This window comes from Streptomyces sp. NPDC002640 (assembly GCF_053592575.1).
Map to the genome: position 1 here is coordinate 136703 of NZ_JBSFVZ010000017.1, position 13158 is coordinate 149860.

The following is a 13158-nucleotide window of genomic DNA, read 5'->3' on the forward strand; positions in this document are numbered from 1 at the left end:
AGTTCACTCCTACGAAGTTCCCCTGTCCGCCTGGAACCCTTCGGCCGGCGTGAACATCCCCCCTGCGGCATCCGCCCGACAAGTCGGCCGGACACCTGGCGTTCACTCGACGGCGGCCTCCCCTGCCCCGCGAGTGCACATTTTCGCCACATCCTATGTCACGCTTACAGCCGGTCAAGGTCAGACGTGGGCTCACGAACGACACAAGTGACCCAAAAGCGACACGCCCGAAGTGACGTTCCCAACTCCGGGAAACCCGGCCGGACGTGCGGGAACGGGGAACGTCGGGGCTCGGGGGACGTCCGGGATCAGTGGGTGGCCGAGATCAGGGGGTGCCCGGACGAGAGGGCTTCCGGGTCGGAGGGGTCCGGGCGGGAGGGCGTCCGGGTCGGAGGGGTCCGGGCAGGAGGGCGTCCGGGTCAGAGGGTGTCCCAGCGGGCGAACGTCAGCCCGCCCCCGGGCTCCTGCCGGGCCACCCGCGGTCGGCCGTCGGGCCCGACCAGCGCCATGACGGCCCTGCCCTCCCCGTCGTGCGCCAGCGCGGGCGAGCCCAGGCAGCGTTCGGGGAGCACGTACCACCAGAAGCCGTGCGCCTCGTTCTCGGTGGCGCCGACGCCGAGCACCACGTGCCCGTCGGCGTCGCGGTGTGCGACGACCACGTAGTCGTAGCCGTCCAGCGTGGTGCGCAACAGGGCGTACGGGTGCTCCGGGACCGAGCCGCCCAGGGGAACCGGCCAGCCGCCCGGCCGCCAGGCGGTGCCGCCACCGGTGGCGGGATCGGCCCAGAAGAAGGTGGCCCTGTCCGGGCCGGTCTCCAGTGCGGCCACCGTGCCGCGGCGCGGGTGCAGGGGCACGGTGTGCGGGCCTTCGAAATCGCCGCCCGGCCGCGTCTGGCGCCAGACCGCCAGGCCCGTGTCCGTCACCGCGCCGACCTCGACCCGTCCGCTGCTCAGGGCCACCGTCGCGGGCATCGCGTCGACTCCGCCGCCCTGGCGCAGCGACTCCCACAGCCGCCACTTCCCGTTCGCGTCCTCCCGGCGCAGCGCCAGTCCGCCGCCGGACGAGCGCACGAGGACGTGCAGGGTGCCGTCCCGGGCGACGACGCCGGTCGGCTGCCCGATGCCCAGACCCTGCTCCCAGTGCTTGTAGTGCGGGTTGCCGATCGACCGCCAGTCGGTGAGGGCCCGGCCCGTCTGGTACTGGATGGCGTGCAGGATCTCCACCCCCCGCTCGCCGGTGGAGACGACCCGTTCACGGCGGCCCAGGAGGTGCACGTAGCCGTCCGCGCCCTGGGCCACGGTGAGGTGCGTCATCCCCTCGACGGGGTGGAGGTGCGGGCCGCTCCAGTCCGGCCCGCCCACCGCGGTCTCCGTCCAGCGGACCAGGCCGTCGTCGACGGGCGCGTACAGACTGAGGCGGCCGTCCTTGCCGAGGGTGAGCCAGTCGCCGAACGCGGCGTCCGCCGCCGGGCCTTGGAGCGTGCCGGAACCGCCCCGCCCGGACCGCACGTGCCCCTCGGCGCCCGCTGCGGGCGGCCTTCTCCGCATGGCCTGGATGTACCTTCCTGGAACCGCCGCATCCTGTACAGCTGATGCTCATCGATCGGCCACATCATATGCATGCCGCGCGGGAGGCCCGCCAGGCCGGAGTGCGTGAGAGCCTGGCCGCATGAGCTCCCCGCTGCTGGTGATCGTCGACGCCGCCAACGTGGTCGGGTCCGTGCCCGACGGGTGGTGGCGGGACCGGCGCGGCGCGGCCGAGCGCCTGCGGGACCGGCTGGCGGCGGAGGGCCTGCCGGCGGTGGACGGGCCGGTGGAGATCGTCCTGGTGGTCGAGGGCGCGGCGCGGGGGGTGGAGTCCGTGCCCGGGGTGCGGGTGGAGTCCGCGGGCGGGAGCGGGGACGACCGGATCGTCGAGCTCGTCACCGGTGCGCGGCCCGCGCGGGAGTGCCTGGTGGTCACCGCCGACCGCGAACTCCGCCTCCGCGTCACCGCCCTCGGCGCCCGGGTGGCGGGCCCCCGCACGGCCCGCCCCGCCTGACCGTGACGCGTCGCGCCGCCCGCCCGTGAGGCGCCCGGGGGTGCCGGAGGTGACCCGGGGGCAGGTCCGGGCCGCCGGTGGGGGTCAGGACTGGTGGGCGGCGTGGGCCTCGGCCTCGCGGCCGGGGGCCAGGAGACTCCGGCGGCGGCTGTACGCGAAGTACACGACGACCCCCAGCGCCATCCACAGCCCGAAGCGGATCCACGTCTCGGCCGGCAGGTTGAGCATCAGCCACAGCGACGCCAGCACGGACACGATCGGCAGCGCCGGCACCAGCGGCGTGCGGAACGCCCGCGGCAGGTCCGGCCGCGTGCGCCGCAGGATGATCACGCTGAGGGCGACGACCACGAAGGCGAACAGCGTGCCGATGTTCACCAGCTCCGCCAGCTCGCTGAGCCGCGTGAACCCGGCGACCACCGCGATGACCACGCCCAGCAGGATGGTCGGCCGGTACGGGGTCCTGAAGCGCGGGTGGACGCGGGAGAAGAAGCGCGGCAGCAGCCCGTCGCGGCTCATCGCGAAGAACACGCGGGTCTGGCCGAGCAGCAGGATCATGCAGACCGTGGTGAGGCCGACCGCCGCGCCGAAGCTGATGACCCCGGCGAAGAACGGGTGCCCGGTGGCCTTGAAGGCGTCCGCGAGCGGCGCCTCGACGGAGAGCCGGGAGTAGTGCTGCATGCCGGTGACCACGATCGACACCAGCACGTAGAGCGTGGTGCAGATGACCAGCGAGCCGAGGATGCCGCGCGGCATGTCGCGCTGCGGGTTGCGGGTCTCCTCCGCCGCCGTGGCGACCACGTCGAAGCCGATGAACGCGAAGAAGACCACCGAGGCGGCGGTGAAGATGCCGAGGACGCCGAAGTTGGCGGGGGCGAAGCCGAAGATGAGCTGGACGAGGGGTGCGTGCAGTCCGTCGCCCGCCTCCTGGGGGACGGACTCCGGGATGAACGGGCTGAAGTTCTCGGCCTTGACGAAGAACGCCCCCGCGATGATCACCAGCAGCACCACGCCCACCTTGACGGCGACGACCACCGAGGTGATCCGGGCGGAGAGCTTCATCCCGACGACCAGCACCACGGTGAGCACCAGCACCAGCAGCGCGGCGAAGAGGTCGAACCCGAAGCCCTCGGCGCCGTCCCGGCCGGAGAGCGCGGCCGGCATCGTCCAGCCGGCGTTCTCCAGCAGGGAGCGGATGTAGCCCGACCAGCCGACCGCGACCACCGCCGTGCCGAGCGCGAACTCCAGGACCAGGTCCCAGCCGATGATCCAGGCGGGCAGTTCGCCCAGGGAGGTGTAGGAGAAGGTGTACGCCGAGCCGGCGACCGGCACGGTGGAGGCGAACTCCGCGTAGCAGAGCGCGGCCAGGGCACAGACCACGCCGGCCACCACGAACGCGATGGCCACCGAGGGCCCGGCGTTCTCCTTGGCGACCTGGCCGGTGAGCACGAAGATGCCGGTGCCGATGATGACGCCGACGCCGAAGACGGTGAGGTCGAGGGCGGAGAGCGTCTTCTTCAGCCGGTGTTCCGGTTCCTCCGTGCCCTCGATGGTGTGCTCGACCTTCTTCGTCCTGAAGAGGCTCCTGCTGCTCACGCTGTTCCTCCCATGGGTCCCCGACGCGGTCGAGAGGGTGCCATCCCCCTTCCCCGATTCCGGCGCGTCCGGGCGGTCGGGGCGGCCGCGTCACCGGGACGGGCGACGGCGGTGGCGGAACCGGCCCAGTCGTCCTGCGCGACCGCCGGAAGGGTGCGAGAGCAGCCCGGAGGACCACCCGGAACGCCCCCCGGCACGCCGCGGAGGCCCCCGGCCGGCACGCCGCGGAGGCGCCCGGAACACGGCGGAGCTTCGCGCACGCCGCGGAGGGCCAGGGCGCCAGGCAGAGGCCCCAGGCGCCAGGCGGAGGGGCCGCGCACGCCGTGAAGGCCCACCAGACGGAGGGGCCCGGGCACCAGGCGGAGGCCCCCGGCCCGGGCAAAGGCCCCGGGGAACGCCGAAGCCCCGGCAGGCGGGCCTGCCGGGGCCGGGCGGGAAGGGGCGTCAGCCGCGGGGGGAGGCCGCCTTGGCCGGCGCCGGGTCGAAGCCCTCGCGGCCGTCGAGCTGGGAGACCAGCCCGGTGACCTGGCGCGCGACGTCCGGGGCGGTGAGCCCGATCTCGGTGAGGACCTCGGCACGGGAGGCGTGGTCGAGGAACCGCGGCGGGATGCCGAAGTCGCGCAGCGGGACGTCGACGCCCGCGTCGCGCAGCGCCTGGGCGATCGCCGAGCCGACGCCGCCGACCCGCGAGTTGTCCTCGACCGTGACGACGACCCGGTGGCGGGCGGCCAGCGGGGCCATCTGCTGGTCCACCGGCTTGACCCAGCGCGGGTCGACGACGGTGGTCGAGATCCCCTGCTTCTCCAGCAGGGAGGCGATCTCCAGGCACATCGGGGCGAGCGCGCCCACGGAGACCAGCAGCACGTCGGGCTTGTCGGTGCCCGCCTCGCGCAGCACGTCCATCCCGCCGACGCGGCCCACGGCCGGCACGGCGGGGCCGACGGCGCCCTTGGAGAACCGGACCACGGTGGGCGCGTCGTCGACCTCGACGGCCTCGCGGAGCTGGGCGCGGACCTGGTCGGCGTCGCGCGGGGCGGCGAGCCGCAGACCGGGGACGACCTGCAGGATCGACATGTCCCACATGCCGTTGTGGGAGGCGCCGTCGGTGCCGGTGACACCGGCGCGGTCCAGCACGAACGTCACGCCGCACCTGTGCAGCGCGACGTCCATCAGCACCTGGTCGAAGGCGCGGTTGAGGAAGGTCGCGTAGACCGCGAAGACCGGGTGCAGGCCGCCGGTGGCGAGGCCGGCCGCGGAGACCGCGCCGTGCTGCTCGGCGATGCCCACGTCGAACACCCGCTCGGGGAACTCCTGGGCGAACTTGTCCAGGCCCACCGGCTGGAGCATCGCCGCCGTGATCGCGACGACGTCCCGGCGCTCCCTGCCGAGCGCGACCATCTCCTCGCCGAAGACGGAGGTCCAGTCGGCGCCGGCGGTGGCGACCGGCAGGCCGGTGTCCGGGTGGATCTTGCCGACGGCGTGGAAGCGGTCCGCCTCGTCCTCGAGCGCCGGGCGGTAGCCGCGGCCCTTCTCGGTGAGGCAGTGCACGATGACCGGGCCGTTGAAGCGCTTGGCGCGCGCGAGCGCGGACTCCAGGGCCTCGATGTCGTGGCCGTCGATCGGGCCGACGTACTTCAGGCCGAGGTCCTCGAACATGCCCTGCGGCGCGATGAAGTCCTTCAGGCCCTTCTTCGCGCCGTGCAGCGTGTCGTAGAGGGGGCGGCCGACCACCGGGGTCCGCTCCAGGACCTCCTTGGTACGGGCGAGGAAGCGCTCGTAGCCGTCGGTGGTGCGCAGGGTGGCCAGGTGGTTGGCGAGGCCGCCGATGGTGGGGGCGTAGGAACGCTCGTTGTCGTTCACCACGATCACCAGCGGGCGGTCCTTGGCGGCCGCGATGTTGTTGAGCGCCTCCCAGGCCATGCCGCCGGTGAGGGCGCCGTCGCCGATGACGGCGACCACGTGGTCGTCCTTCTGAAGGATCTCGTTGGCCTTGGCGAGGCCGTCCGCCCACCCGAGCACGGTGGAGGCGTGCGAGTTCTCGATGACGTCGTGCTCGGACTCGGCCTGCGAGGGGTAGCCGGAGAGGCCGCCCTTCATCTTCAGGCGGGAGAAGTCCTGCCGGCCGGTGAGCAGCTTGTGGACGTAGGACTGGTGACCGGTGTCCCAGAGGATCTTGTCCTTCGGGGATTCGAACACCCGGTGCAGTGCGATGGTGAGCTCCACCACGCCGAGGTTGGGGCCGAGGTGGCCGCCGGTCTTGGAGACGGCGTCGACGAGGAAGGTCCGGATCTCCTCCGCCAGCTGGTCAAGCTGCGCCGGGGTGAGCCGGTCCAGATCGCGCGGTCCCCTGATGCGGGTCAGCAGCGGCACCCGTGCCTCCTTGCAGTAGAGCTGTTGAGCGATGCGGGGCCTGTCGAGTCTAATGTTCCGCTCCCGCTCCCGCAGGACGGCCCCGTGCGTCCCGAGGTCTGAACGCCCGGACGCGGGGAGCGGTTCCCCGGTGGCCCGCGGCCCCGCCGGAGGCGGAGGCCCGGGGAAAACGCCCGGTGCCCGGCATCGCGGGGATGCCGGGCACCGGGGACGGGCTCGGGCGTTACGCCCGGCCCGCCGCCTTCTGGCTCCGCCGGGAGACGGAGTCGATGACGACCGCGCCGAGCAGGACGGCGCCGGTGATCATGTACTGGATCGAGGCCTCCATGTTCAGCAGGGACAGGCCGGTGCTGATCGACTGGATGACCAGCATGCCCAGCAGGGCCGACCACACGGTGCCCCGGCCGCCGAAGAGGCTGGTGCCGCCGATGACCGCCGCGGCGATCGCCAGCATCAGGGTGTTGCCGCCGCCCGCCATCATGGTGGCGCTGGAGGTCTGGCCGGCGAAGAACATGCCGCCGATGGCGGCGAAACCGCCGGCGATGGCGAACACGGTGATGCGGACCAGTTCGACGTTGATGCCCGCGCGGCGGGCCGCCTCGACGCCGCCGCCGACCGCGAAGACCTTGCGGCCGAACGAGGTGCGGCGCAGGACGAAGTCGACGACCACCAGGCAGATCAGGAAGATCACCAGCGCGTTGGGCACGCCCGCGGAGTTGTTGAACACCATCGCCGCGGCGAAGGCGACCACCGCGAGGGCGACCACGCGGAGGGCGATCTCGCTGGTCGGACGGAACGGCACGCCGGCCGCGCGGCGGCGGCGCTGGTCCATGACGGAGCCGACCAGCAGGGACAGGACGGCGAGGCCGGCCAGCAGGTAGGCGCCGATGATGTCCTGGTCGAGCAGGAAGGAGTTCTTGCCCAGCAGGCGGACCGGGCCCTCGTCGGAGGGGATGTTGATGGTGCCGCTGGAGCCCAGCAGCCACAGCATCAGGCCGTTCCAGCCGAGGAAGCCGGCCAGGGTGACGACGAAGGCGGGCACGCCTATCTTGGCGAAGAACCAGCCGTGCAGCGCGCCGATGGCGACACCGGTGACGATGGTGAGCAGGAGCGCCAGCCAGGCGTCCATGCCGTGGCGGACCACGACCACCGCGAAGACGGCGGATGCCAGGCCGCTGACCGAGCCGACCGAGAGGTCGATCTCGCCGAGCAGCAGCACGAACACCAGGCCGATGGCCAGCATGCCGGTGGCGGCCAGGTAGTAGCCGATGTTCGACAGGTTGTCCGCGCTGAGGAAGCGGTCGTTGTTCAGCTGGAAGATCGTCGCGATGACGATCAGGCCGACGACGACCGGGATGGAGCCCAGCTCACCGCCCTTGACCTTGCGCTTGAACTCGGTGATGTAGCCCTTGAAGCCCTCTTCCCGCACCAGCAGGCGGGGGTCCACGGCGGGCGTGGCCACCGCGGCGGCGGTCGGGTCCTCGGCGGGGGCCGGGGAAGGGGTCTTGGTCGTGTCGCTCACTTGGCCGCCTCCGTGGTGCGACGCCCCGCGCGACGGGTCACGGCGTTGTCCGTGGCACCCGTGATGGCGGCGATGATCTCTTCGTGGCTGGTGTCCTTCACCGGGAAGGTGCCGTTGTTCTTGCCCAGGCGCAGCACGGCGACGGTGTCCGCCACCGCCTTGACGTCGGCCATGTTGTGGCTGATGAGGATGACGCCGAGGCCGCGCTCGCGCAGCCGCTCGACCAGGTCGAGGACCTGGGCGGTCTGCTCGACGCCGAGGGCGGCGGTGGGCTCGTCCAGGATGACGATCTTGGGGTCGCCGATCAGGGCGCGCGCGATGGCGACGACCTGGCGCTGACCGCCGGAGAGGCCGGCGATGGGGATGCGGACGCTGGGGATGCGGATGGACAGCGTGCTCAGCAGCTCGCGGGCCTTCTGCTCCATGGTGACCTCGTCGAGGACGCCACGACGGCGCAGCTCCCGGCCGAGGTACAGGTTGCCGACGACGTCCAGGTTGTCGCACAGGGCGAGGTCCTGGTAGACGGTCGCGACGCCGAGCTCCTGGGCGTCGTGGGGCTTGCTGATGGAGACCGGCCGGCCCTCCCACTCGACGACACCTTCGTCGATGGGGTGGACACCGGCGATCGCCTTCACCAGCGTGGACTTTCCGGCGCCGTTGTCGCCGACGAGCGCGACGACCTCTCCGGCGTGGACCTCCAGGTTGACGTCGGTGAGGGCCTGGACCGCACCGAATCGCTTGGAGGCTCCGCGCAACGCCAGCACGGGCGTAGCGGACACGTGAATCATCTCCTTCGCCGCCTGACCGGCGGGGATGCCGCGTTCTGGGACAGGACGCGGAGGGTGTGCGAACGCACGAGGATGTTTCGGGGGGGGGATGGCGCCCGCGGTGGGGCGGGCGGGGGGTCCCGTGACCGGCCGCTGCCCCGTGCCGTCCCACGGCGGGGACGGGACGGGGCAAGGGCCGGGCGGGGGCGGTGGGATCCGCGGGTCGGGCGGATCCCACCGCCGGGGCCGGGCGCCCTGCGGGGCGTCCGGCCGGAGCCGTTTACCGGCCCGGGCCGGTTACTTGAGGCCGGCCTTCTCGCAGGCCTTGGCGAACTCGCCGGCGCAGATCTCGTCGACCGTGTACAGGCCGTCCTTGACGACGGTGTCCTGGATGTTCTTCTGGGTCACCGACACCGGGGTCAGCAGCTGGGCGGGCACCTTGTCGCCGGAGCCGCTGGTGACCTCCTGCGTGGCGAGGGACTTGACGTCCTTGCCCTCGAGCAGGGTCACGGCGAGCTCGGCGGCGGCCTCGGCCTGCGGCTTGAACGCCTTGTAGACGGTGGCGTACTGGCTGCCGGCGACGATGCGCTGGATGGCGGCGAGCTCGGCGTCCTGGCCGGTCAGCGGGATGTCGCCCAGCTTCTCACCCTTGAGGACGTTGGCGATGCCACCGGCCATGCCGTCGTTGGCGGAGTAGACGCCGGCGATGTTCTTCTTGCCGAGCTGGGTGATCGCGGCGGACATCTTCTCCGCGGCGACGGTGTCCTTCCACAGACCGGTCTGCTCGTAGGCGATGTCGACCTTGCCGTCGAGGGCCTTGTGCGCGCCCTCCTTGAACTGGGCGGCGTTCGGGTCGGCGTCGTCGCCGTTGATCATGACGATCTTCGACTTCTCGGTCGCCTTGTCGCCGAGGCCCTCGAGGAGCGCCTCGCCCTGGAGCTGGCCGACCTTGACGTTGTCGAAGGAGACGTACGCGGAGACCGGGCCCTGGGCCAGACGGTCGTACGCGATGACCTTGACGCCCTTGGCCTCGGCCTCCTCGACGGAGGACTTGATGGCCGCGGAGTCCTGGGCGCTGACCACGATCACCTTGACGCCCTTGGTGATCATGTCGCTGACCTGCTGGGCCTGCTTGTTGGGGTCGGCACCCGCGTTCGCGTACTCGACAGTGCAGTCGGAGCAGAGCTCCTTGACCTTGTCCTCGAAGTACGGCTTGTCGAACTTCTCGTAACGAGCGGTGACAGTGTCGGGCAGCAGCAGGCCGATGGACTTGCCGCCCTTGTCGCCGGAGCCGGAGCCGCCCTTGTCCTCGTTCTCCCCCGCCTTGCCACAGGCGGCCACGGACAGAGCCATCGAGACAGCTGCAGCGCCGACCACGACGCTACGAATCTTGGCGTTCATTAGAGGAGTGCCTCCCTGACGCGGCCGCACCGTCGCGGCCGAGGTAAGTGACCGAAGTCAACTCGAAATTCAGGTTTGACGTCAAGAAGTGAATACTTAACGGTCTGGCAACATCGCCTTGTGTTCTCTAGGTGAACGAGTTGGCGACGGAGCGTAGCGGCGTACCCCCCAGCAGGGCAGCGTCCCCGACCTCGTTCAAGGCCAGGGCGAGCGCTCCCAGCACCTCGGCCCGGCCGCCCAACCCGCCCGGTTCCACGGACAGTTGACGCGCGGCGCTCGGGATCGCGTAGCGGCTCACGGACTCCCGGATCGGGCCCAGCATCAGCTCACCGGCCTCGGCGAGATCGCCGCCGATGACGATGCGGCCGGGGTTGAGGAGGTTGCAGAGGTTGGCCACGCCGCTGCCGACGTGGCGGCCGATGTCGCCGATCATCCGCCGGCACCCGGGGTCGCCCTCCTTGGCCAGGCGCACCATGGCCTCCATGGTGAGGTCCGGTCCGTGGGTGGGCCGCAGCAGCGGCAGCACGTAGCGAGCCGCGGTGAAGGTCTCCAGGCAGCCGCGGTTGCCGCAGCGGCACACCGGGCCGGACTCGTCGAGCGTGATGTGCCCGATCTCCCCGGCGGTGCCGCCGGGGCCGCGGTAGATCTTGCCGTCGATGACCAGTCCGGCGCCGACGCCGCTGGCCACCTTGATGTACGCGAGGTCCTTGACCCCGCGGCCGCTGCCCCAGGTCAGCTCGCCCAGGGCGCCGAGGTTGGCATCGTTGTCGACATGGACGGGGACGCCCAGCCGGGCCCGGAGCTCCTCGGCGGGGCGGGTGCCCCGCCAGCCGGGCAGGATGGCCGTGGAGCCGAGGGTGCCGGACTCCAGGTCGATCGGGCCGGGAACGCCCAGGCCGACGCCGGCGATCTTGGCCCGGTCGGCGCCCACGCCGTCGATCAGGCGCCGCACCAGCTGCTCGGCGCGGTCGAAGCCCTGGTCGGCGGAGACGTCGACGTCCAGCGGCTCGGTCTCCTCCGCCAGCACCTGGTGGGCGAGGTTGCCCAGCGCCACCCGCAGGTGGGTGTGGCCGAAGTCCACACCCACCACGATCCCGGCGTCCCCGCTGAGCGACACCGACCGCGCGCGGCGGCCGCCGGCCGAGGTAGGGGTCACCTCGACCATCCCGGCGTCCTTCAGTTCCCGGACGATGTTCGACACGGTGGCCGCCGACAGTCCGGTGGTCCGGGCGATCTCCGCCTGGGTCAGCGAGCCGGCGAGACGTACCGCTCTGACCACTCTCTCCAGGTTTGCCCGGTGCAGTGACGACTGCGACCCTGGAGTCTCCACGACGACCTCCCGCACGGGGCCGCTCCGGTGAGGCCCCGCCTTGTCCAACTAGTGAAGTCCAAGCTGATCGGTTTCCTTGCCGTTGCGTCAAGAGGTGGAACCGGATCGTTGAACGGGAGGCGAACCCAAAGGGGCCATATGGGTCGGGGCGGGGCGGGACGGCGGAGGGGCTGCGGCGGGGCGGCGGGGCGGCGGTCTACTTCAGGGCGCCCGCGGTGAGGCCCTGCACGACCTGGCGCTGGAAGACGATGTACGCGCCGAGCACCGGCAGCATGGCCAGCACCAGGCCGGCGAAGAGTCCGGACCAGTCGCTGCGGTAGCCGGCGGTCGCCGTCATCTGCACCAGGCCCTGGGTGAGGACCTTCCGCTCCGGGTCGGTGTTGAGCACCGTCGGCAGCATGTACTGGTTCCACTGGCCGAGGAAGTTGAAGATCCCGACGCTGATCAGTCCCGGCTTGGCCATCGGCAGCATCACCTGGAAGAAGGTCCGGGTGTGCGAGGCGCCGTCGACGAAGGCGGCCTCGGCGATGGAGGTGGGCAGCGTGCGGAAGAAGGCCGTGAGGAAGAAGACGGTGAACGGCAGCGAGTAGGCGATGTAGACCAGGATCAGCCCGTGCGTGGTGTTCAGCAGGCCGATGTTGTTGACCACGTAGAACAGCGGCACCAGGGCGAGCATCACCGGGAAGCTCATCCCGCCCACGAACAGGAAGTAGACGAAGCGGTTGCCCGGGAACTCGAACCGGGCCAGGACGTACGCCGCCATGGACCCCAGCACCAGCGTGCCGATGAGCGAACCGCCGACGACCACCACGGTGTTGAAGAAGTAGTCGCCGATCTGCGCCTCGGTCCAGGCCCGGGCGAAGTTCTCGAAGTGAAGGCGGTCCGGCAGCGACCAGGGCGAGGAGAAGATGGCCCGGTTGTCCTTGAAGGAGGTCATCACCGCCCACAGCAGCGGCAGGGTGACCATGATCGCCCAGATCACCAGCACGCCGTGCGAGAACACGTTGAGGACCTTGCCGTCCCCCTGCCGCCGGCGGCGCGCGGGGCGTTCCGGACGGTCCGAGGCGTCGGTGCTCGGGAGGGCGGGGGCGGGAGGGCCGCTCAGGACGGCGTCGTCGCCGGGCGGCGGGGTGTTGGTCTTCATCTCTCAGAACTCCAGCCGCTCGCGGCGTCCCAGTCGCGTCACGAGGGCGGCGAACGCCAGCGTGACGACGAGCAGGGCGACGCCGATGGTGGTCGCGTAGGCCGCCTGACCGTCACGGAACGCCTTCTGGTAGACGTACAGCACCATGACGGTGGTCGAGTAGTCGGGACCGCCGGGGCCGACCGTCATGATCTGCACCACGGCGAACGACTCGGCGCCCAGGGCGAGGATGCCCATGTAGACCCAGCCGGACTGCACGGTGTCCCAGAGCAGCGGCAGGGTCACCTTGAAGAAGGTGGTGAACCTGCTGGCGCCGTCCAGCAGCGCGGCCTCGTACAGCTCGGCGGGGATGGAGGCCATGCCGGCCGAGAACAGCACCACGAAGAAGCCGACCGTCGCCCAGACGACGACGGCCATCACGCACCACAGCGCCAGGTCCGGATCGCCCAGCCACAGCGGCTGCAGCCCGCCCAGGCCGACCGCGTCGAGCGCCGAGTTGATCGCGCCGCTGTTCGGGTTGTAGATGAACTGGAAGAGCAGGGCGACGATCACGATCGACAGCACCTGCGGGAAGAAGTACAGGATCTTGTACGCGGCCGATCCCCGGACACCGGTGATCGCCGGACCGCCGCGCCGCTTGCGCCCGCCGACGTTGACCATGAAGGCCAGGAACAGCGCCAGGCCGATGGTGACCAGCGGCACCAGCACCGCGAAGAGCACGCTGTGCCAGAGCGACTTCCAGAAGATGTCGTCCTCGAGCATCCTCGTGTAGTTGTCGAGCCCCACCAGCGAGAACTCCGGGCTCAGCCCGGACCAGTTGGTGAACGAGTAGAAGATCGACTGGACGAACGGCCAGATCACGAAGATGGCGTACAACGCCAGGGGGGCCGTCAGGAACCCCACGATGAACCGGTACTTACCGTGCTGCATCCGCTGGTGACCCGATCTGTGCGGCGGTGGGTGCGACGGTGGCCGGCTCCGCCGGGCGCGG

General features: G+C 71.3%; 10 protein-coding genes. 1 reads left to right on the forward strand and 9 read right to left on the reverse strand.

What is annotated here, in order from left to right:
• Positions 1–419: 419 nt before the first annotated feature.
• Positions 420–1547: a hypothetical protein gene (locus tag ACWD3O_RS22310; protein WP_451417086.1), complete on the reverse strand. Its 1128-nt coding sequence runs from the start codon at positions 1545–1547 to the stop codon at positions 420–422.
• 121 nt (positions 1548–1668) lie between these two features.
• Here ACWD3O_RS22310 and ACWD3O_RS22315 point away from each other — a divergent pair, with 121 nt between their 5' ends.
• Entirely contained in the window at positions 1669–2040 is a 372-nt protein-coding gene (locus ACWD3O_RS22315; RefSeq protein WP_451409394.1) for an NTP pyrophosphohydrolase, read from the forward strand.
• An 84-nt stretch (positions 2041–2124) separates the two neighbouring features.
• Here the strand turns inward: ACWD3O_RS22315 and ACWD3O_RS22320 are convergent, their stop codons facing one another.
• From ACWD3O_RS22320 to ACWD3O_RS22355, 8 genes are all read right to left on the reverse strand, one after another.
• Complete coding sequence (locus tag ACWD3O_RS22320; protein ID WP_451417087.1) at positions 2125–3633, reverse strand: amino acid permease; 1509 nt, start codon at positions 3631–3633, stop codon at positions 2125–2127.
• A gap of 444 nt (positions 3634–4077) precedes the next feature.
• Entirely contained in the window at positions 4078–6003 is a 1926-nt protein-coding gene (gene dxs / locus ACWD3O_RS22325) for a 1-deoxy-D-xylulose-5-phosphate synthase (protein WP_451417088.1), read from the reverse strand.
• 223 nt (positions 6004–6226) lie between these two features.
• Complete coding sequence (locus ACWD3O_RS22330; protein WP_451417089.1) at positions 6227–7525, reverse strand: sugar ABC transporter permease; 1299 nt, start codon at positions 7523–7525, stop codon at positions 6227–6229.
• Positions 7522–8313 carry an ATP-binding cassette domain-containing protein gene (locus ACWD3O_RS22335; protein ID WP_356129362.1) on the reverse strand — a complete coding sequence of 264 codons (792 nt, stop codon included), beginning with the start codon at positions 8311–8313 and terminating at the stop codon, positions 7522–7524. The genes ACWD3O_RS22330 and ACWD3O_RS22335 overlap by 4 nt, the downstream gene beginning before the upstream one ends.
• Positions 8314–8589: 276 nt before the next feature.
• A complete protein-coding gene (locus tag ACWD3O_RS22340) occupies positions 8590–9693 on the reverse strand; it encodes a sugar ABC transporter substrate-binding protein (protein WP_451417090.1) in 1104 nt (367 codons plus the stop codon).
• A 127-nt stretch (positions 9694–9820) separates the two neighbouring features.
• Positions 9821–11023, reverse strand: a complete 1203-nt coding sequence (locus ACWD3O_RS22345) for an ROK family transcriptional regulator (RefSeq protein ID WP_451409389.1) — start codon at positions 11021–11023, stop codon at positions 9821–9823.
• A gap of 196 nt (positions 11024–11219) precedes the next feature.
• On the reverse strand, positions 11220–12167 hold the full coding sequence (locus tag ACWD3O_RS22350; protein ID WP_451417091.1) for a carbohydrate ABC transporter permease: 948 nt from the start codon (positions 12165–12167) through the stop codon (positions 11220–11222).
• A gap of 3 nt (positions 12168–12170) precedes the next feature.
• Positions 12171–13097 (reverse strand): carbohydrate ABC transporter permease, encoded by a 927-nt coding sequence (locus tag ACWD3O_RS22355; protein ID WP_451409387.1) that lies wholly within the window; start codon positions 13095–13097, stop codon positions 12171–12173.
• Positions 13098–13158: the final 61 nt, after the last annotated feature.

What these genes read in the sequence shown, in the direction of transcription:
- ACWD3O_RS22340 (WP_451417090.1), bottom strand. Translation starts at nt 9,693, where the DNA reads ATGAACGCCAAGATTCGTAGCGTCGTGGTCGGCGCTGCAGCTGTCTCG.
- ACWD3O_RS22350 (WP_451417091.1), bottom strand. Translation starts at nt 12,167, where the DNA reads ATGAAGACCAACACCCCGCCGCCCGGCGACGACGCCGTCCTGAGCGGC.
- ACWD3O_RS22335 (WP_356129362.1), bottom strand. Translation starts at nt 8,313, where the DNA reads ATGATTCACGTGTCCGCTACGCCCGTGCTGGCGTTGCGCGGAGCCTCC.
- ACWD3O_RS22315 (WP_451409394.1), top strand. Translation starts at nt 1,669, where the DNA reads ATGAGCTCCCCGCTGCTGGTGATCGTCGACGCCGCCAACGTGGTCGGG.
- ACWD3O_RS22310 (WP_451417086.1), bottom strand. Translation starts at nt 1,547, where the DNA reads ATGCGGAGAAGGCCGCCCGCAGCGGGCGCCGAGGGGCACGTGCGGTCC.
- ACWD3O_RS22355 (WP_451409387.1), bottom strand. Translation starts at nt 13,097, where the DNA reads ATGCAGCACGGTAAGTACCGGTTCATCGTGGGGTTCCTGACGGCCCCC.